This is a genomic window from Acidovorax sp. LjRoot38, from assembly GCF_964252975.1.
Taxonomy (GTDB): Bacteria; Pseudomonadota; Gammaproteobacteria; order Burkholderiales; family Burkholderiaceae_C; genus Acidovorax; species Acidovorax facilis.
Map to the genome: position 1 here is coordinate 155,560 of NZ_CAXUPT020000012.1, position 17,228 is coordinate 172,787.

The 17,228-nt window shown below is 66.2% G+C and carries 19 protein-coding genes; 8 read left to right on the forward strand and 11 right to left on the reverse strand.

Annotation, left to right across the window (positions count from 1 at the left end; genetic code table 11):
• Window positions 1-47: 47 nt before the first annotated feature.
• Window positions 48-503 carry a DUF3429 domain-containing protein gene (locus tag ACSQ22_RS20150; protein WP_252635808.1) on the reverse strand — a complete coding sequence of 152 codons (456 nt, stop codon included), beginning with the start codon at window positions 501-503 and terminating at the stop codon, window positions 48-50.
• 240 nt (window positions 504-743) lie between these two features.
• On the opposite strand from ACSQ22_RS20150, the gene ACSQ22_RS20155 reads away from it, so the two are divergent.
• Entirely contained in the window at window positions 744-2,006 is a 1,263-nt protein-coding gene (locus tag ACSQ22_RS20155; RefSeq protein ID WP_055398597.1) for a putative Na+/H+ antiporter, read from the forward strand.
• Window positions 2,007-2,032: 26 nt separating this feature from the next.
• On the opposite strand, the gene ACSQ22_RS20160 is transcribed toward ACSQ22_RS20155, so the two are convergent.
• On the reverse strand, window positions 2,033-2,467 hold the full coding sequence (locus ACSQ22_RS20160; protein WP_010459392.1) for a DUF1841 family protein: 435 nt from the start codon (window positions 2,465-2,467) through the stop codon (window positions 2,033-2,035).
• 200 nt (window positions 2,468-2,667) lie between these two features.
• Between ACSQ22_RS20160 and ACSQ22_RS20165 the strand changes: the two genes are divergently transcribed.
• Entirely contained in the window at window positions 2,668-2,889 is a 222-nt protein-coding gene (locus ACSQ22_RS20165) for a hypothetical protein (RefSeq protein ID WP_176886849.1), read from the forward strand.
• Between the two features lie 139 nt (window positions 2,890-3,028).
• Here the strand turns inward: ACSQ22_RS20165 and ACSQ22_RS20170 are convergent, their stop codons facing one another.
• Window positions 3,029-3,829, reverse strand: coding sequence for an IclR family transcriptional regulator domain-containing protein (locus ACSQ22_RS20170; RefSeq protein ID WP_426305005.1), 801 nt, complete (start codon window positions 3,827-3,829; stop codon window positions 3,029-3,031).
• 91 nt (window positions 3,830-3,920) lie between these two features.
• Between ACSQ22_RS20170 and ACSQ22_RS20175 the strand changes: the two genes are divergently transcribed.
• The 5 genes from ACSQ22_RS20175 to ACSQ22_RS20195 all read left to right on the forward strand — a co-directional run bounded on the left by ACSQ22_RS20175 (window position 3,921) and on the right by ACSQ22_RS20195 (window position 8,457).
• The gene (locus ACSQ22_RS20175; RefSeq protein WP_436131357.1) at window positions 3,921-4,622 is read left to right on the forward strand and encodes a 3-oxoacid CoA-transferase subunit A; all 702 of its coding nucleotides are present in this window, start codon (window positions 3,921-3,923) and stop codon (window positions 4,620-4,622) included.
• Between the two features lie 29 nt (window positions 4,623-4,651).
• The gene (locus ACSQ22_RS20180; protein WP_121420973.1) at window positions 4,652-5,302 is read left to right on the forward strand and encodes a 3-oxoacid CoA-transferase subunit B; all 651 of its coding nucleotides are present in this window, start codon (window positions 4,652-4,654) and stop codon (window positions 5,300-5,302) included.
• Between the two features lie 35 nt (window positions 5,303-5,337).
• Window positions 5,338-6,552, forward strand: a complete 1,215-nt coding sequence (pcaF, locus tag ACSQ22_RS20185) for a 3-oxoadipyl-CoA thiolase (protein ID WP_121420972.1) — start codon at window positions 5,338-5,340, stop codon at window positions 6,550-6,552.
• A 5-nt stretch (window positions 6,553-6,557) separates the two neighbouring features.
• Window positions 6,558-7,289 carry an SDR family NAD(P)-dependent oxidoreductase gene (locus ACSQ22_RS20190; protein ID WP_436131364.1) on the forward strand — a complete coding sequence of 244 codons (732 nt, stop codon included), beginning with the start codon at window positions 6,558-6,560 and terminating at the stop codon, window positions 7,287-7,289.
• A gap of 163 nt (window positions 7,290-7,452) precedes the next feature.
• On the forward strand, window positions 7,453-8,457 hold the full coding sequence (locus ACSQ22_RS20195; RefSeq protein ID WP_055398564.1) for a Bug family tripartite tricarboxylate transporter substrate binding protein: 1,005 nt from the start codon (window positions 7,453-7,455) through the stop codon (window positions 8,455-8,457).
• 99 nt (window positions 8,458-8,556) lie between these two features.
• On the opposite strand, the gene ACSQ22_RS20200 is transcribed toward ACSQ22_RS20195, so the two are convergent.
• Window positions 8,557-9,159, reverse strand: coding sequence for a short chain dehydrogenase (locus ACSQ22_RS20200; protein WP_436131358.1), 603 nt, complete (start codon window positions 9,157-9,159; stop codon window positions 8,557-8,559).
• Window positions 9,160-9,291: 132 nt separating this feature from the next.
• On the opposite strand from ACSQ22_RS20200, the gene ACSQ22_RS20205 reads away from it, so the two are divergent.
• Window positions 9,292-10,179, forward strand: a complete 888-nt coding sequence (locus ACSQ22_RS20205) for a LysR substrate-binding domain-containing protein (RefSeq protein ID WP_436131359.1) — start codon at window positions 9,292-9,294, stop codon at window positions 10,177-10,179.
• Between the two features lie 46 nt (window positions 10,180-10,225).
• Here the strand turns inward: ACSQ22_RS20205 and ACSQ22_RS20210 are convergent, their stop codons facing one another.
• From ACSQ22_RS20210 to ACSQ22_RS20240, 7 genes are all read right to left on the reverse strand, one after another.
• Window positions 10,226-10,669, reverse strand: a complete 444-nt coding sequence (locus tag ACSQ22_RS20210) for a PaaI family thioesterase (RefSeq protein WP_055398567.1) — start codon at window positions 10,667-10,669, stop codon at window positions 10,226-10,228.
• Window positions 10,666-11,358, reverse strand: coding sequence for a transglutaminase-like domain-containing protein (locus ACSQ22_RS20215; protein ID WP_228896420.1), 693 nt, complete (start codon window positions 11,356-11,358; stop codon window positions 10,666-10,668). The genes ACSQ22_RS20210 and ACSQ22_RS20215 overlap by 4 nt, the downstream gene beginning before the upstream one ends.
• Window positions 11,359-11,463: 105 nt before the next feature.
• Window positions 11,464-12,108, reverse strand: a complete 645-nt coding sequence (locus ACSQ22_RS20220; protein WP_055398569.1) for a trimeric intracellular cation channel family protein — start codon at window positions 12,106-12,108, stop codon at window positions 11,464-11,466.
• A 171-nt stretch (window positions 12,109-12,279) separates the two neighbouring features.
• Window positions 12,280-12,654 carry a hypothetical protein gene (locus ACSQ22_RS20225; RefSeq protein WP_436131360.1) on the reverse strand — a complete coding sequence of 125 codons (375 nt, stop codon included), beginning with the start codon at window positions 12,652-12,654 and terminating at the stop codon, window positions 12,280-12,282.
• The gene (locus ACSQ22_RS20230) at window positions 12,651-13,520 is read right to left on the reverse strand and encodes a hypothetical protein (protein WP_436131361.1); all 870 of its coding nucleotides are present in this window, start codon (window positions 13,518-13,520) and stop codon (window positions 12,651-12,653) included. The genes ACSQ22_RS20225 and ACSQ22_RS20230 overlap by 4 nt, the downstream gene beginning before the upstream one ends.
• Window positions 13,521-13,567: 47 nt before the next feature.
• Window positions 13,568-14,710: a PepSY-associated TM helix domain-containing protein gene (locus ACSQ22_RS20235; RefSeq protein WP_436131362.1), complete on the reverse strand. Its 1,143-nt coding sequence runs from the start codon at window positions 14,708-14,710 to the stop codon at window positions 13,568-13,570.
• 31 nt (window positions 14,711-14,741) lie between these two features.
• Complete coding sequence (locus tag ACSQ22_RS20240; protein WP_436131363.1) at window positions 14,742-16,901, reverse strand: TonB-dependent siderophore receptor; 2,160 nt, start codon at window positions 16,899-16,901, stop codon at window positions 14,742-14,744.
• Between the last annotated feature and the right edge of the window lie 327 nt (window positions 16,902-17,228).

Sequence of the window (17,228 nt, forward strand, 5' to 3'; positions counted from 1 at the left end):
TGATAAAAAGCCCGCTTCGGCGGGCTTTTTGCTGGGCCATCGAATCGTCAGCGGCTGGCGGCCATGGCGCCAACGGCCAGGCACACGCAGGCCGTCGTTGTCAGGCGCCAGCGCAGCGGCAGGTACCACGCCGGCAGCGATGTGCGTGCGGCCAGCCGATGGTCTTGCACCAGGTGCGCCACAAAGCCTGTCACCAGCAGCGCTGCCCCTCCCGCTGGGGGTAACAGCGTCGCAGGCCAGGCCATCAGCGATGGCACCACACTCCACACAAAGCAGCGTGTGCGCTCGGCGGTGCTGAGGCCGCTCAGCGCCATGGCGAAGCCCCAGTGCAGCGCTCCCACAAAGCTCAGAATCACCGCGCCATAGGCCAGTAGCGCCGCGCTCCACCAGGGCGTGCTGGGTGCCCACAGGCCCCCAGCCGCCAGTGCCACAAACGGCAGCAGGCCACCATAGCCCAGCCAGGCCACGGGACCAGGGATCGGCGCAGGGGGCGGTGAAGACAAGGGTTGTGCGGATGGGTGACTGTGCATTGTGCCTCCGGGTACGGTGCCCGCATTGTCTGGAAAGCGCGACTCCCGAGTGCGATGCATGGTTGTGTGTATGCCGTGAGCGGCGTTCCAAGCGCGCTGCGCCTGCACGGAGCCGCCGTTGTGCAACGGTAAAATGGAAGCTGGGTGTCGGCGCCATGGTGGCCCGGCAGGTTCATGCGCTGGTCGGGCCGCCACGCGGTTTTTCTGCGACCCATGAACTCATCTCCCACCCTGATCCAGGTGATCGGTGCCGTCCTGTTCGGCCTGGCCATCCTCCACACCTTCTCCACCAAGTATTTCGAACGCCTGGCGCATACGCAGCCCAAGCATGCGGGCATCTGGCATTTGCTGGGCGAGGTCGAGGTGGTCTTCGGCTTCTGGGCGCTGGTGCTCATGCTGTTCATGTTCTCCATCAGCGGCAAGCAGGAGGCCACGGCCTACCTGGACTCGCGCAATTTCACCGAACCGCTGTTTGTGTTCGCGATCATGGTGATTGCGGCTACACGGCCGATTCTTCAGATGGCTGGCTCCGCGGTGCGGGTGTTGGCAAGGTGCATGCCTTTTCAGCGCGGTGTGGCGATGTACTTTGTGGTGTTGTCCGCCGTTCCGCTGCTGGGCTCCTTCATCACCGAGCCTGCTGCGATGACGCTGGCGGCACTGATGCTGCGTGACATCCTGTTTTCGCAGCCTTTGTCGAACAAGCTCAAGTATTCGACCATTGGCGTGCTGTTCGTCAACATCTCGATCGGCGGCACCCTCACGCCGTTCGCTGCGCCGCCGGTGCTCATGGTGGCGGCGCAGTGGAACTGGGACCTGTGGTTCATGGTGTCCAACTTTGGCTGGAAGGCGGCCGTCGCAGTGGTGGTCAACGCCGGTATCGCCACGCTGCTGTTTCGCCAACAGGTGGGGCACATGGGACGCAAGATCACGACGGACGAGGCGCCCGTGCCTGTGTCCGTGATGCTGGTGCATCTGGTATTCCTGGGGCTTGTCGTGCTGTTTGCGCACCACCCAGCAGTCTTCATGGGCCTGTTCCTGTTTTTCATGGGGTTCACCACGGCCTACCAGCGCCACCAAAACCCGCTGATCCTGCGGGAGGCCTTGCTGGTGGCTTTCTTCCTGGCCGGGCTGGTGGTGCTGGGTGGTTTGCAGCAGTGGTGGCTGCAACCGGTGCTCATGAAGATGGATGCCAACGCCGTGTTCTTTGGTGCTGCGGCGCTCACGGCCTTCACAGACAACGCTGCACTGACCTACCTGGGCTCTTTGGTCGAAGGCCTGAGCGACGAGTTCAAGGTCGCGTTGGTGGCGGGTGCAGTAACGGGTGGGGGGCTGACTGTGATTGCCAATGCACCCAACCCCGCAGGCGCGGCAATCCTGAAAGAGAAGTTCGCTGACAACGCCATCCACCCCTTGGGGCTGCTGCTGGGTGCCTTGCCACCTACCATGGTGGCGGTGCTGGCGTTCAAGTTGTTGTGACCGGCCAGCGGATGTAGCGTGGGTGGTCAGTCCCGTGTGGCGCGCCGCTGCACGCAGGCGATGTAGGCGTCGCCATCGGGCGGACGGCCTGCGCGCTGGCTCTCCCACAGCATCTCGCCCAAGCAGTCCATGGCGGCATGGTGCGCGTCGTGCAAGGAGTCGAGCCGTGCTGTCAGCAGTTCCACCGCCTGGCGGATGCCGCGCGGCTGGTCGATGCTGCACTGCTCGCTGATGGACAGGTGCATCGAGAGGTGCAGGAAGGGATTGGTCTGCCCCGGTGTTTCGTCGTAGTTGCGGGCCACGGCCGCATCGGCGTCGGACAGGTCGGCGTGGTACTCGGGGTGCTCGGCGATCCACAGGCTGGCCAGCGTCTCGATGGCTTCCATGGGGGCGCCGCTCTGGGTCTTGGCGTGCACACCGCACAGAAAGCGGCGCACATCGGCTTGGGAGGGGCTGAACATGGGGCGTGAGGGTAGCACGCAGGGCAAGAGCCCGGAGCGCACAGGGGAAGGCTGTTCGGATCGCGCCCGCCTGCTACATCGCGCCGGGGCGGCGTCCTACGCTGGCCCTGCGCTGGCGCACCTACATTGGGCTGGCGCAAAGGTCGGGAGCCGGGTCCACTTTGTCGCAGTCCTCCAAACCCGGCATCGGGAGAAGTTTCATGAATGCAATGCGAATCGTTGGTGTGTTGTTGTTGGTGGTGGGGCTGGCTGGGTTTTTGACCGGCGGCTTCAGTTTTACCAAGGACACCACCCAAGCCAAGCTGGGCCCGCTGGAGCTCACCGTGAAGGAAAAAGAATCCGTCAATATCCCCCAGTGGATGAGCCTGGGTGCGATGGTACTGGGCGGCGTGGTGCTGGTGCTGGGATTTCGCAAGAACTGATTTCCCTGTCATGGCGAGCGACTGGGGTTACGACTACGGTTCTTGCCCTCTCCAACTAAGACGGGAGTCGGTGCTTTAGCACGGGCTGCTCGTTGCGAGGGTGATCACCGGCTCTTCTCGGTGTGCCTTCCTCCCTTCATCATCCCCTCGGTGCGCCCATCATCCGCGAGATGGTCCGGGCCGCGCTCAGCAGTGCAGGCAGCAGCGTCTCCTGCATCACCGCCGCACTCGTGCGATTGGCCTGGCCGCTGATGTTGAGCGCCGCCACCGTCTGCCCCGTGCGGTTGGTCAACGGCGCAGCAATCGATATCAAACCCTCTTCCAGTTCCTGGTTCACCAGGCACCAGCCCTGCTGCCGCGCCTGGCGGATGTGGGCCAGCAGCGCATCCACATCGGTGGTGGTGTGTTCGGTAAAACGCTGCATCGAGTGGCCCTGCAGCCGGGCCTGCAGTTCGTCGTCCGGCAACCCGGCCAGCAGCATGCGGCCCATGGACGTCCAGCACGCAGGCAGGCGCGAGCCCACGCCCAGCGTGGTGCGCATGATCTTGTGCGTGGGCACGCGCAGCACATAGACGATGTCCAGGCCGTCGAGCACGGCGGCCGATGACGACTCGCGCACCTCTTCCACCAGGTCTTCCATCACCGGCTCGGCCAGGTTCCAGATGGGCAGCGAAGACAGGTACGCAAACCCCAGGTCCAGGATGCGCGGGCTCAAACGAAACAGCTTGCCATCCGTCTCCACATAGCCCAGCGTCTGCAGCGTGAGCAGGATGCGGCGCGCGCCGGCGCGCGTCAGGCCGGTCTGTGCGGCAACTTCACTCAAGGTTTGCTGCGGCGTGGCCGCGCTGAACGAGCGGATCACCTCCAGCCCGCGCGCGAACGACTGCACATAGCTGTCGCTCGGTTTGGGGTCTTTGGCTTCAGGGGTTTGGGAATTCATACGTATGCCAACTATAATTCTTTAAGCGAACATTTGTTCTATATGCGAACAAACTTCAAAGAGACAACAGAGAAACCAAGAAAGCGTTGCAATGATCAACAAACTGGCGGACTCGGAGGCCCAGGCCCTTGCGGGGGTGAAGGATGGTGCCACGGTGTTGATAGGCGGGTTCGGCACGGCCGGCATTCCGGGCGAGCTGATCGATGGCCTCATTGCCCAGGGCGCGCGGGACCTCACGGTGGTCAACAACAACGCAGGCAATGCCGACCAGGGCTTGGCCGCGCTGCTCAAGGCAGGGCAGGTGCGCAAGATCATCTGCAGTTTTCCGCGCCAGGTCGACAGCTACGTGTTCGACGAGCTGTACCGCAATGGCAAGCTGGAGCTGGAACTGGTGCCCCAGGGCAATCTGGCCGAGCGCCTGCGCGCTGCGGGCGCGGGCATCGGCGCCTTTTTCTGCCCCACGGCCTATGGCACCGAATTGGCTGCAGGCAAGGAAACGCGCGAGATCAACGGCAAACACTACGTGCTCGAATACCCCATCCACGGCGATGTGGCCCTGATCAAGGCCGAGAAGGGCGACCGCTGGGGCAACCTTACCTACCGCATGTCGGCGCGCAACTTTGGCCCCGTGATGGCCACGGCCGCCAAGACCACGATTGCCACCGTGCACGAGGTGGTGGAACTTGGCGCGCTCGACCCCGAGGCCATCGTCACCCCTGGCATCTACGTGAGCCATGTGGTCAAGATCGACCGCACGGCCACGCAGGCGGGTGGTTTCAAGAAATCGGCATGAAATCGGCACCTACCGCACAAGGATAAAGCGTGAGCAGCTATCAAAAGCGTAGTAAAGAAGAACTGGCGAAGCGCGTGGCGCAAGACATCCACGACGGCGCCTACGTCAACCTGGGCATCGGCCAGCCGACCCTGGTGGCCAACCACATCCCGGCAGGCCGCGAGGTCATCCTGCAAAGCGAAAACGGCATCCTGGGCATGGGCCCGGCGCCCGCTGCGGGGCTGGAGGACTATGACCTGATCAACGCGGGCAAGCAGCCCGTCACGCTGCTGCCCGGCGGCGCGTACTTTCACCACGCCGACAGCTTCGCGATGATGCGCGGCGGGCACCTCGACATCTGTGTGCTGGGCGCCTTCCAGGTCAGCGCCACGGGCGACCTGGCCAACTGGAGCACGGGCGAGCCCGGCGCCATCCCCGCCGTGGGCGGGGCCATGGACCTGGCCATCGGCGCCAAGCAGACCTGGGTGATGATGGACCTGCTGACCAAGCAGGGCGCGAGCAAGATCGTGACGCAATGCACCTACCCGCTCACCGGTGTCGCGTGCGTGAAGCGCATCTACACCGATCTGTGCACACTGGCCTGCACACCCACCGGGCTGCAGCTCATCGACACCGCGCCCGGCCTGCGGTTGCCTGAGCTGGAGCAACTGGTGGGCCTGCCCATCCGCCCCGCCGCCTGACCGAATCCAACCCCCAGAAACGAGGAGACAAAACCATGAGCCAAGCTCAACGCCAAGCCTTCATCTGCGACGCCATCCGCACCCCCTTCGGGCGCTACGGCGGCGCGCTCTCCAGCGTGCGCACCGACGACCTGGGCGCCATCCCCATCAAGGCGCTGATGGAGCGCAACCCCGGCGTGGACTGGGCCGCCGTCACCGACGTGCTCTATGGCTGCGCCAACCAGGCCGGTGAAGACAACCGCAACGTGGCCCACATGAGCAGCCTGCTGGCGGGCTTGCCGATCGACGTGCCCGGGGCCACCATCAACCGCCTGTGCGGCTCGGGCCTGGACGCCGTGGGCACCGCAGCGCGCGCCATCAAGGCGGGCGAGGCGGGCCTGATGATTGCAGGCGGCGTGGAGAGCATGAGCCGTGCGCCCTTCGTCATGCCCAAAGCAGAGTCGGCCTTCAGCCGCAGCAACGCGGTGTACGACACCACCATCGGCTGGCGCTTCATCAACAAGCTGATGAAAGAAAAGTACGGCGTCGACTCCATGCCCGAAACCGCCGAGAACGTGGCCACCGACTTCAAGATCGAGCGCGAAGCCCAGGACCAGATGGCGCTGCGCAGCCAGCTCAACGCCGTGGCCGCCATCCAGGCCGGGCATCTGGCGCGCGAGATCGTGCCGGTGCACATCCCGCAAAAGAAGGGCGACGCCATCATCGTGAGCCAGGACGAACACCCGCGTGAGACCAGCATCGAAGCGCTGGCCAAGCTCAAGGGCGTGGTGCGGGAGGGTGGCACGGTGACGGCGGGCAATGCTTCCGGCGTGAACGACGGCGCCTGCGCGCTGCTGCTGGCTGATGAAGCCAACGCCGCCAAATATGGCCTCAAGCCCCGCGCCCGCGTGGTGGGCATGGCCGTGGCCGGTGTGGCGCCGCGCATCATGGGCTTCGGCCCCACGCCCGCCACGCTGAAGGTGCTGGCGCAGACGGGCCTGACCATCGACCACATGGACGTGATCGAACTGAACGAAGCCTTTGCCGCGCAAGGCCTGGCCGTGCTGCGTGCCCTGGGCATCAAGGACGACGACGCCCGAGTGAACGCCTGGGGCGGCGCCATTGCGCTGGGCCACCCGCTGGGCGCCAGCGGCGCGCGCCTGGTCACCACTGCCATCAACCGCCTGCACGAACACGCCGGCCAGTACGCGCTGTGCACCATGTGCATCGGCGTGGGGCAGGGTATTGCCATCATCCTGGAGCGCGTGTGACCGCAATTGATAAAAGCACTCCCGTCACGGTCGTCACCGGCGCCAGCAACGGCATCGGCCGCGCCATCGCCGAGGCCGTTCTGGCCCAGGGCCACGCGGTGGTCAACCTGGACTATGTGCTGCCCAGCTGGAGCCACCCGCAACTCACCTCCTACCAGGGAGACCTGACCGACGAAGCATCGACTCGCGAACGCGCGGCCGAGATTGCGGCCAAGCACAACGTGACGGCGCTGGTGAACAACGCGGGCGCCACGCGCCCCGGCACCATCGACACTGCCACCACCGCGCAGCTCGACGACGTGGTGGGCCTGCACCTGCGCGCGCCCATGCTGCTGGTGCAAGCGTTCCTGCCCACGCTGCGCGCCAGCGGGCAGGGCCGCATCGTCAACATGTCGTCGCGCGCAGCGCTGGGCAAGGGCGAGCGCATCGTGTACTCCGCCACCAAGGCTGGAATGATCGGCATGACACGCACGCTCGCCATGGAGCTGGGGCGTGACGGCATCACCGTCAACGCCATCGGCCCCGGCCCGATTGCGACTGAACTCTTCCGACAGAGCAACCCTGAGGGTGCGCCGCAGACGCAGCGCATCCTGAACAGCATTGCCGTGGGCCGCATGGGCACGCCCGACGACGTGGCGCGCGCAGCGCTGTTCTTCCTCTCGCCCGACAACGGATTCGTGACCGGGCAGGTGCTGTACGTGTGCGGCGGCACCACGCTGGGAGTGGCGCCTGTTTAGCAACCTGAACTGATCTTCCCTGCCGCTCCGCGAGGGGCGCACCCCCGTTCTCGCCCGGAGGCTTCGGCGCCCGGTTGAGGCCATGGCGCGGCCAGACGCGGACCAACGCAGCACTGGTGGCACCGACCCATTCATTCATCCACCTTCTTGAAGGAGACAAACCATGACCCGTTCCATCCACACCACCCGCCGCTTCGCGCTGTCGGCCGCTGCCTGCGCCGCTATCGCAGGGGCTGGCCTGCTGGGCAGCAGCGCTGCGCTGGCCCAGACCTACCCCAGCAAGCCCGTCACCATCGTCGTGCCCTTTGCCGCAGGCGGCACCACCGACATCCTGGCGCGCATCATCGGCCAGGCGCTGACCACCGAACTCGGCCAGTCCGTCATCGTCGACAACCGCGCAGGCGCGGGCGGCAACATTGGCGGCTCCATGGCTGCCAAGGCCCCGGCGGACGGCTACACGCTGTTCATGGGCACGGTGGGCACGCACGCCATCAATGCCAGCTTGTACAAGAAGATGCCGTTTGACCCCGTGAAGGACTTCGCGCCGCTGACCCGCGTGGCCAATGTGCCGAACCTGCTGGTGGCCAACCCCGCCCAGCCGTTCAAGACGGTGCCCGAGTTGATTGCCTACGCCAAGGCCAACCCCGGCAAGCTCAACTTCGGTTCGTCGGGCAGCGGCAGCTCCATCCATCTGTCGGGCGAGCTGTTCAAGAGCCTGGCCAAGGTGGACATGGTGCACGTGCCCTACAAGGGCAGCGCACCCGCTGTCACCGACCTGCTGGGCAACCAGATCGGCATCATGTTCGACAACATGCCCTCGGCCATCCAGCATGTTCGCAGCGGCAAACTGGTGCCCATTGCCGTGACCACCGCCAAGCGTTCACCCGAGCTGCCCAACGTGCCCACCATCGCCGAAGCGGGTGTGGCGGGCTACGAAGCCACGTCGTGGTTCGGCATGTTTGCCCCCGCAGGCACGCCCGCGCCAGTGCTGGCCAAGCTGAACACCGCGTTGGTCAAGGTGCTGAACCAGGCCGATGTGAAGAAGAAGATCAATGACCAGGGCGCGGAAGCCATGAGCGAAACGCCCGCGCAGTTCGCCGCCTTCATCCAGGCCGAGTCGGTGAAGTGGGGCAAGGTGGTGAAGGAGTCGGGCGCAAGTCTCGACTGATCTGCACTATCGATCACTGCAGCTACCCAATTGATAGCTGCTGCCGCCTGTTCGACGGGCGGCAGCAGCTGTTTTTCTTTCAAATCCAGGTGGTCTGGCTCACTGAACCCGGTACACCCGCCCCGTCTGCGCCCCTTCCACGCTGCGCTGGTAGCCGCGCGCGGCGCGCTCGGCAGACACCGTGTCGAACCCCGGGAAGAACGGCCCGTACACGCCCACGGATTCGGTGAGGATGGTGGGGCTCACGGCGTTGATGCGCAGGCCGCGCGGCAGCTCACTGGCGGCAGCGGCCACAAAGCCCTCGATGGCCGCGTTCACCGCCGTGGCATTGGCGCCGTTGCGGATGGGCTCGATCGAGAGGATGCCCGCCGTCAGCGTGATGGAGCCGCCATCGTTCAAATACTTCTGACCGACCAGCGCCAGTTGCACCTGGCCCAGCAGTTTGTCTTGCAGGCCCAGGTTGAATTGCTCGGCTGTCATCTCGGCCAGCGGGCCAAAGTGCAGGTTGCCTGCGCTGCTGACGATGGCATCGACTTTGCCCACCGCCTCGAAAAGCTTTGCGACCGCACCTGGCTGCGAAAAGTCCGCACGGTGCGTGCCGCTGGTGCGGCCCACGGTGATCACGTCGTGGCGTGCGCCCAGGTTGGCCAGCACGGCCTGGCCGATGGTGCCGCTGGCGCCGATGAGAAGGATCTTGGACATGGTGTTTTCCTTGGGTGTCAAAAAGGGTTGATGAGGAACTGACAGCCCGATTCTTTTGCTAATCAATCGGAGCATAAAGTACCTGCAAGTTATGCTTGTGCTAACCATTGATTAGGAATTGAGGGAGTTGCCGTGGACAAGCTGCGCAATATGGAAGTCATGGTGGCCGTGGTGGAGGCCGGCAGCTTTGCCGCTGCCGCGCGCCAGCTGCAGATCTCCGCCGTGATGGTGGGCAAGCACATCCAGCAGCTGGAGACCCACCTGGGCGCGCGCCTGTTCCAGCGCAGCACGCGCCAGAACAGCCTGACCGAGGTGGGCGCCGCGTTCTACGACGACAGCAAACGCGTGCTGGAGCAGGTGCGCTGGGCCGAGTCCGCCGTGGAGCGCAGCCGCGCCGTGCCGCAGGGCCTGCTGCGAGTGAGCGCGCCCTTCACGCTGGGCAACCACGTGATCGCGCCGCTGGTGGCCGACTTTCTGCAGCGCCACGACCAGGTGCGTGTTGACCTGCAGCTCACCGACAGCGTGGTGGACCTGGCGGGCGAGGGCTTTGACGTGGCCGTGCGCATTGGCCAGGTGGTGAACGAGGGCCTGGTGGCGCGCCCGCTGCGCCCCTATCGCATGGTGATTGCCGCAGCACCCGCCTACCTGCAGCGCCACGGCACGCCCGAGTGCGCGGCCGACCTGGATAGCCACCAGTGCCTCAGCCACTCGGTGTGGCAGCGCCGCGTTGAATGGACGCTGCGCGACGGCGACACGGAGTTCTTCTGGCCTGAGAACGCCCGCCTGACTTGCAACCAGGGCGACGGCCTGCGCCAGGCCGCGTTGCGCGGGCTCGGCCTGATCATGCAACCCGAGGTGCTACTGGCCGACGACCTGGCCAGCGGCGCCTTGGTGCCCGTGATGCAGCCCTGCCTGCCCGCGCCGCGGCCCGTGCAGCTGGTCTATGCGCCCGACCGGAGGCAACTGCCCAAGCTGGCGCGGTTTGTGGAGTACGTCGTGGGTGCGTTGGGCATACCGTAACTGGCGCAACGCCAAAAGGGGCGCAGGCCTGTCGGGCTGTCGGCGTTTACTCCACCGCGTCGCTGGGCACCGCAGGCCCGATCTTGAACACCCCGCTCACCCGCGCACAGGGCTCGCCATCGGCCGTCACCAGTCCCTGAGCAAACACCAGCGAACGCGTGACGCGCAGCGGCTCGGCCTCGCCCTGCACCCAGGCGCCCAGCGGGGCGGGGGCCAGGTAGTCGATCTGCAGGCTGATGGTGGGCAGGAAGCGGTCGGCCACCTGGTCGCTTTTGCGGTGCACCGACAGCGGCAGCAGCATGTCGCAAAAGCTGGCCATCATGCCGCCGTGCAGGTTGTTCATGGGGTTCACATGGCGGCGCTCCACGCGGAAGCCGAACTGCACCACACTGCCTTCGTGGCGCAGGTAGAGCGGGCCGTTGTGCTGGATGAACGGGCCGCCAGACTGCAGCGGTGCAAAGCCCGGTGGGATCTCGGCGTGGCTGCTCATGCGCGGGCCTCCTTCGCCACATCCTGCGCAAAGCTGGCGCCCTCCAGGCTGCTGTGGGTGGCACCGTCCTCGGGCAGCCAGCCGCTGTACACCGTGCGAAAGTCCGCCACGATCTGCGCCAGCGGCATGTCGTCAAAGGCGCCGCGCTGGCGTACGTACTCCATGTGGCGCTGGCCGGTCTTGTCGAACGGGTGGTAGATCGAATCGTTCTCGCCATCGAACTCCAGCGGCAGCAGCCCAAAGCGCTCGCACAGCTCGATGTTGAACGCGGGCGTGGCCTTGCGCCAGGCGCCATCCAGCCAGATGTCGGTGTAGCCGTGCCAGATGAAAAGGTCGGTCTTCATCGTCTCGCGCATGCGCTCGGTGCTGAGGTGGTTGCGCACGTCGGCAAAGCCCATGCGCGCGGGGATGCCCGCCGCGCGGCATGCGGCGGTGAGGAGAGCGGCCTTGGGCACACACCAGCCGTGGCCGTTGGCCAGCACGGTGCTGGCCGCCATGCCCTGGGGCGAGAGGTCGATGCGGTAGGGGTCGTAGCGAAAGCCGTCACGCACGGCCAGGTACAGGGCCACGGCACGGTCACGGTCGGTGGTGCCGCGCGCGTGTTGGGCGGCAAAGGCCTGGATGGAAGGTGCGTCGCTGTCGATAAGGGCCGTGGCACGCAGGTGGGCGGGCGTGGGTGTGGTGGTCATTGTGGTGTGTCTCCTGCAGTCGGACGAAGGCCAGTGTGCGGGCCCCGGGCACCCGATGCTGTCACAGGCGCGCCAGCCCGGCGCGGCAGGGGCTCGATGCCCCCATCACACCCTCCAAGCGGGCAGCTCCCAGTTGCGCCACAACGCCAGCCCGCGCAGCCCGGCCGTGAGCAGCACGCAGGCCAACAGCGGTGCCCAGTCGGGCGCCTGCAGCTGGCGCAGCGCCACGTCAGCCCAGCCACCGGCAAACGCACACAGCGCATAGGGCCGATGGTCGCTGAAGGCCTGGGGCACCTCGTTGCACAACACATCGCGCAGCACCCCGCCAAACACGCCCGTGGTCACACCCATCATCACGCTGATGATGGGCGGCATGCCGATGGCGGTGGCAATGTCCACACCCACGGCGGCAAACAGGCCCAGGCCAATGGCGTCGGGCAGCAGCATGGCGCGCTCGGTGGGCTGAAAGTGCCGCTGGCGCATGAACAGCATGGCGCCGATGCACAGCGCCAGAATGCCCCATACGAATTCGGTGTGGCGGATCCAGAAGAAGGGCCGCTGGTCCAGCAGCAGGTCGCGCAGCGTGCCCCCGCCAAACGCGGCTACAAAGGCAACGACACACACGCCCACGGCATCGAGCCGCTTGCGCGCGGCCATGATCACGCCCGACAGGGCAAACGCGATGGTGGCCGCCACTTCCAGCGTGAAGCGCAGTGTGTGAATCCAGGGGGCGTCGAGCGGCAGGTCCATGGGCGCGATTGTGCCGTGGCGCTGTGGGAGCGGGCAGGGGCTGGCAGCACGCTGCCTGTCAATTTTTGCTATTGAAAATATAGCTTATAGCGCTTGCTGATCAAGCGCTGGGGCCTGTTTTTATTCAAAAACAATCCGCCAATGTCCCTGCTCTTGGGCAACTGGGGTGCTTCATGACACCAAGCCCCCCGCCCGAAGAAGCTGCCAGGCCAGCGCCAGCAAACAGCCTGTGCCGCCCAGTGCGCCCAGGCGGTGTCCCCAGCGCAGGCTGCTGGCGGGCCATTGGTTCATGGCCAGCACCAGCAGCCAGCCCAGCACCATCCAGGCCGCCACCACCAGCGCCAGCCCCGCCGCCAGCCCCGCCGCAGCGGTGGCCGCGAGGGCCTGCAGCACCAGGGTAGCCAGAACCACAGCCCAGGCGCGCCGGGATGCCGCAGTGGCTGGGGGCGTGCCGTCGCCCCAGGCGCGCGTGGGCACGGTGCGCGCCCAGCGGGTCAGTGCAATCAATGAGGCCAGCGCGGCGCTGGCGCCGATGAGTTCGTTCATGCGGCCTCCGGCGGGTGGCGGTCGGGCCCTGGGTTGGGCGCGTGCGGCGCCCCGTGGCCCGCCCGCCGCCAGCGCAGCGCCCACCACGCCTGTCCTGCGCGCCACCGCAGCGGTGCCCCCACAGCCAGGGCACACAGCGCCGACGCCACTGCCCACTGCACCATCCCCGCCTTGGCCGCCAGGCCGCCATAGGCCAACGCGGCCAGTGCCCACAGCAGCACGGCGGTGCGGGGCGTCCAGTGGCGCAAGGTGGCAGCGGGCAGGGCCACGAAGAAGGCGAGCAGCAGGCCCAGCATGCCCGACGAACGTGCGGGCTCGGTCGCCACGATGTGGGCCAGGCGGAAGGATTCCACCGCTAGCACACCGGTCAGCCAGAAGGGCCAGTGGGCTGACCCCACCCAGCGGGCCCAGCCGCGTGGGTGCCAGCGCGGGGGGGCGGTGGTTGTGTGCACTGCAGAGCCCGGTCGGGCCACGGCCGCAGACCGCGACGCCCTGCGCCGGTGCGCCTGCACCCGCTGGGGCCCGATAAAAACCGCGATGCCCCCGCAGATCAGCCCCATGGCGACCAGGCTGACCAACATGGCGGGTCCTTGGGCACTGCCCAGCACCAGCCCGGCCACACCGGCCGCGGCCAGCAGCACGCCCGCGCTACCCAGCGAGACGCGCCACAGCGCCAGCGTGCGCAGCGCCCACGCCGCCGCTGCCGCTGCCGACAGCAGCAGCCACACGCCGATGAGTGCCCACACCGCCCACACGGGCCGTTGCGCCAGCGAGGGCAGGCCCGCAGGCCCCCACAGGTGCATAAACACTGCCACGATCAGCGCGGAGGGCGTGGTGGCGTGCAGGGCCAGAAAGAAACGTTGCATGGGGAGCGAAGCTGTGAAGCTATGAAGGGGGACGCTTGGCGTTGGTGTCAGCCCGCAGCCGCGATGCCGCCCGCTGTGGCCTGCGCAGCCTCCGCCTCGCGCCTGCGCTGCTGGCGCGCATCCAGCCAGATCAGCGTGCCCGAGATGGACAGGAACGCGGGCGTCATGCCCAGAAAGAAATAGAGCCATTTCAGCGCCAGCCCGCCAAAGTCGCCAAAGTGCAGGGGCTCCATCAGCCCATTGACCAGCGACCAGAAGCCCGCCGTACGCGGGTCGTGCACCTTTTTCGATACGCCGGTGACGGCATGGATGTCCACCCGCGCGGTGCTGGCCAGGTGATCGCGCAGGTTGCCGGTGAAACCCACCTCGGCCGTGCTGCTGCCCCAGCGGCGCAGCGACACATAGCGCGCCTCCAGCCCCGGCACGGCCTGCTGCGCGGTGGCGTACAGCGCGTCCAGCGACTGCATGGGCACGGGCTCGCTGGCCTCGGCCTTGCTCGCTGGCTTGGAGGCGGTGGCATCGGTGCTGGTGGTCACGTACTTGTAGCCCTGCTCAAACAGCGGCGCCAGTCCCATCCATGCGCCCGTGGTGGCGATCAGGATGTGAAAGCCCAGCCCCCAGATGCCTGCGGACTTGTGCAGGTCCGACATCACCACCCGAAAGCTGCGGCCCCAGCGCTGGGTGAACAGCTCGGCCAGGATCTTGCGGTGGATGACGATGCCCGTGGCAATCAGCACCAGCATCGCCACCCCGAGGAAACCCACGATCCACCGCGGCCCGAAGAACAGGAACACATGCAGCATGCGCAGGTACTGGCCGAGCTGGCTGTCCACCGGGCCCACCACCGTGCCGGTGTCGGAGCGCAAGGCCACCTTGGTGCGGGTGTTGGCAGGCGCGCCACGCTCGCGCACAAACGCGAAGTAGCTGGGGTTGACGGCATCCGGCAGCGCGATGGTCTCCACCATGGCGCCGGGGTAGCGGGTGTGCAGCTGTGCCAGCACCGTGTCGAGCGACGCAGGTTTTTGAGAGCGCGGCAGCTGCGCCAGCGACGGATTGGCCCACAGGTCGATCTCGTGCTTGAACACCACCACCGCGCCCGAAAAGCACACGATGAACATCAGCAGCCCCGTGACGATGCCTGCCCAGGAGTGCAGGGTAAACAGGCGGTTGAGCGTGCGCTGGCTGGTCATGGCGTGCGGGCGGCAGGGGTGGAGCGCTGCGTCAGAAGAAGTACGTCACGCCCAGGCTGAAGTTGCGTGGCAACGCGGGCGAGACCACGTTGGCGTTGATCGCGCCGTCGTAATACGCCTTGTTGAACACGTTCTTCACGCCCGCGGTCACGCGGTAGTTCTCACCCACGTAGCTGATGGACGCATCGGCCACAAAGTACGAAGGCAAGGTGAAGGGGTACGAGCCGATCTGCTCGCTCACATACCGCCCGCCCAGGCCCAGCGTCACGCGCTGATACTGCGGCAGCTTGTACGTGGCCCAGGCCGTGAGCGTGTGGCGCGGCGTGAGGTTGAGTGGCTTGCCCACGATGGCGGCGTTGTTGTCGCGCGTGACCTTGGACTGCGTGTAGGTGTAGGCGCTGGTCAGCTTCCAGCCGTTCTTCAGGTCTGCACCCAGCTCCAGCTCCAGCCCGCGTGCGCGCTGCTCGCCGGTCTGCACGCTGAAGCCCGTGTTCACCGGGTCGGCGGTGGTCACGTTCTCGCGCACCAGGTCAAACACGGCGAGCGCGCCGGTGACCTGGCCGCCGGGGGCTTCGTACTTCACGCCCGCCTCCCACTGCTTGCCGGTTTCGGGCACAAAGTTCGATCCGCCAAACGTCAGGCCCGACTGGGGCAGAAACGACTCGCCATAGCTGCCATACGCGGCCCAGCCGGGCTTGAACTCGTACACCAGCCCGGCCGACAGCGTGGTGGCGTTGTCTTTCTGGCGCGTCTGCGTGTTGGCCACGCGGTTGTTCGTATCGGTGGTGGACCAGTCGCGGCGCAGGCCCACCAGGGCTGTCCAGCCCTGGCCAAACTTGATCTGGTCCTGCGCATACAGCCCGGCCACGGTGAGTTTGGCGGGCGCATCCTGCGTCAGCGCCTCGGGGCAGGTGGCCTGCATGCCATACACGGGTGCAAACAGGTCCAGCGCGCCAATGCGGCAGGTGCGGCTGGCCAGCAGGCTGGTGCCACTGCGCGCATCGAGGCCGGTTACCAACTGGTGCTTCACGCCCAGCGCTTCAAAGCGCGACAGCAGCGAGGTGTCGGTGGCCAGCAGGTCGTAGTCCATGTACTGGCGCGAGGCCTGGCGGTTCTGCAGCCGCTGGTTGGTTTGCAGCGCCTGGTTGGAGACAAAGTTGCCCGTGCCCTTCTCGGTTTCGTAGCGCACGTTCTGGCGGAAGGTCATGGCCTCCGACATCTTGTGCTCCAGCGTGTAGCCCACGGTTTTGCTCTCCACGTCATACCCGCCAAAACTTGGGTCTCCCGTGAACATCGTGACGGGCAGCGTGCCGTTGCGGTTGGGCAGCAGCGTGCCGTAGGGCGTGATGCCCTGCTGGCGCATCCATTGGCTCTGGCTGTAGGTGGCAAACAGCACCAGGTCGGTCTGCGGGCCCAGGTCGATGGAGAGCGATGGCGCGAACCACCGGTCCTTGCGGTAGACGAACTGGGTGGGGTCGTCGGCGTTGGACACCTGGGCATTGATGCGCAGCGCCGTCTTGCCCGATTCGGACAGAGGCCTGTTGATGTCAGCCTGCAGCGTGCGCTGGCCGAAACTGCCCACCTCCACGCCTACCTCGTTGATCGCCTCCTTCTTGGGCCGCTTGCTCACCGCGTTGACAATGCCGCCGGGCTGCACCTGGCCGTACAACACCGACGCCGAGCCCTTGAGCACCTCAAACCGCTCGTAGCCGTAGGGCTGCAGCTTGGCCCACATGCCCGGGCTCTGCACCAGGCCATCGACTAGGATCGATTCGGTGGAGCGAAAGCCCCGGATGTTCAGATCGTCAAACCCCCGACGCCCAAAGTTGACCGGGCTGACCCCCGCCACCGTCTGCAGCGCTTGCTGCACGTTGGTGATCTGCCGCGACTCCATTTGCTCGCGCGTGACCACGCTGACGGACTGTGGGGTTTCCAACCGCCGCATGGGCGCCTTGCTGGCGGTCTGTGCCTCCACGGGCGCAAAACCCATGTCTTTTTCGGTGCTGGCGTTGATGCGGACTTCTTGCAGCTGGGGCGCGCCTGTTGTCGCGTCTGCTGCCGGTGTGCTGGACTGCTGTGCGATAGCTGCTTGGGCGAGGCACAGGGCCAGCGGGGTCAGGGTGAAAAGAGTGGCCGCGCGGACGGATGGCAAGCGCGGGGCGTGCGCGAAGCGCAGGGGCTGAGAAGACATGGGGGTCCCGATGGAGGTGAGCGGACAACAAACGCTGGGGGCGCTGGCTCACGTGGCAAGGGACGTTGGCTGGCGAGAAAGTGATGAATTATAATGCGAATGGTTATCGTTTGATATTTTGCAATGAAATGACTGGAGTGCGAGAAGCCGCAGTACCTTCTTGAGGGAGTTGAGATAACCACCACCGCCATGCGGCGCGAAAACTGGGACTGTTTGGGCTATCCCGGGACAACGCGAAACGTATCGTTGAAACGAAGTTGCAATCCATGTAGCAGCACGCGGCCCCGCCAGGAGCCCAATCTGAACTCCGAGGCTAGACTTCTGCCT

What these genes read in the sequence shown, in the direction of transcription:
- ACSQ22_RS20225 (WP_436131360.1), bottom strand. Translation starts at nt 12,654, where the DNA reads ATGAACGAACTCATCGGCGCCAGCGCCGCGCTGGCCTCATTGATTGCA.
- ACSQ22_RS20230 (WP_436131361.1), bottom strand. Translation starts at nt 13,520, where the DNA reads ATGCAACGTTTCTTTCTGGCCCTGCACGCCACCACGCCCTCCGCGCTG.
- ACSQ22_RS20215 (WP_228896420.1), bottom strand. Translation starts at nt 11,358, where the DNA reads ATGACCACCACACCCACGCCCGCCCACCTGCGTGCCACGGCCCTTATC.
- ACSQ22_RS20160 (WP_010459392.1), bottom strand. Translation starts at nt 2,467, where the DNA reads ATGTTCAGCCCCTCCCAAGCCGATGTGCGCCGCTTTCTGTGCGGTGTG.
- ACSQ22_RS20240 (WP_436131363.1), bottom strand. Translation starts at nt 16,901, where the DNA reads ATGTCTTCTCAGCCCCTGCGCTTCGCGCACGCCCCGCGCTTGCCATCC.
- ACSQ22_RS20235 (WP_436131362.1), bottom strand. Translation starts at nt 14,710, where the DNA reads ATGACCAGCCAGCGCACGCTCAACCGCCTGTTTACCCTGCACTCCTGG.
- ACSQ22_RS20220 (WP_055398569.1), bottom strand. Translation starts at nt 12,108, where the DNA reads ATGGACCTGCCGCTCGACGCCCCCTGGATTCACACACTGCGCTTCACG.
- ACSQ22_RS20210 (WP_055398567.1), bottom strand. Translation starts at nt 10,669, where the DNA reads ATGAGCAGCCACGCCGAGATCCCACCGGGCTTTGCACCGCTGCAGTCT.
- ACSQ22_RS20155 (WP_055398597.1), top strand. Translation starts at nt 744, where the DNA reads ATGAACTCATCTCCCACCCTGATCCAGGTGATCGGTGCCGTCCTGTTC.
- ACSQ22_RS20200 (WP_436131358.1), bottom strand. Translation starts at nt 9,159, where the DNA reads ATGTCCAAGATCCTTCTCATCGGCGCCAGCGGCACCATCGGCCAGGCC.
- ACSQ22_RS20165 (WP_176886849.1), top strand. Translation starts at nt 2,668, where the DNA reads ATGAATGCAATGCGAATCGTTGGTGTGTTGTTGTTGGTGGTGGGGCTG.
- ACSQ22_RS20195 (WP_055398564.1), top strand. Translation starts at nt 7,453, where the DNA reads ATGACCCGTTCCATCCACACCACCCGCCGCTTCGCGCTGTCGGCCGCT.
- ACSQ22_RS20170 (WP_426305005.1), bottom strand. Translation starts at nt 3,829, where the DNA reads ATGAATTCCCAAACCCCTGAAGCCAAAGACCCCAAACCGAGCGACAGC.
- pcaF (WP_121420972.1), top strand. Translation starts at nt 5,338, where the DNA reads ATGAGCCAAGCTCAACGCCAAGCCTTCATCTGCGACGCCATCCGCACC.
- ACSQ22_RS20175 (WP_436131357.1), top strand. Translation starts at nt 3,921, where the DNA reads ATGATCAACAAACTGGCGGACTCGGAGGCCCAGGCCCTTGCGGGGGTG.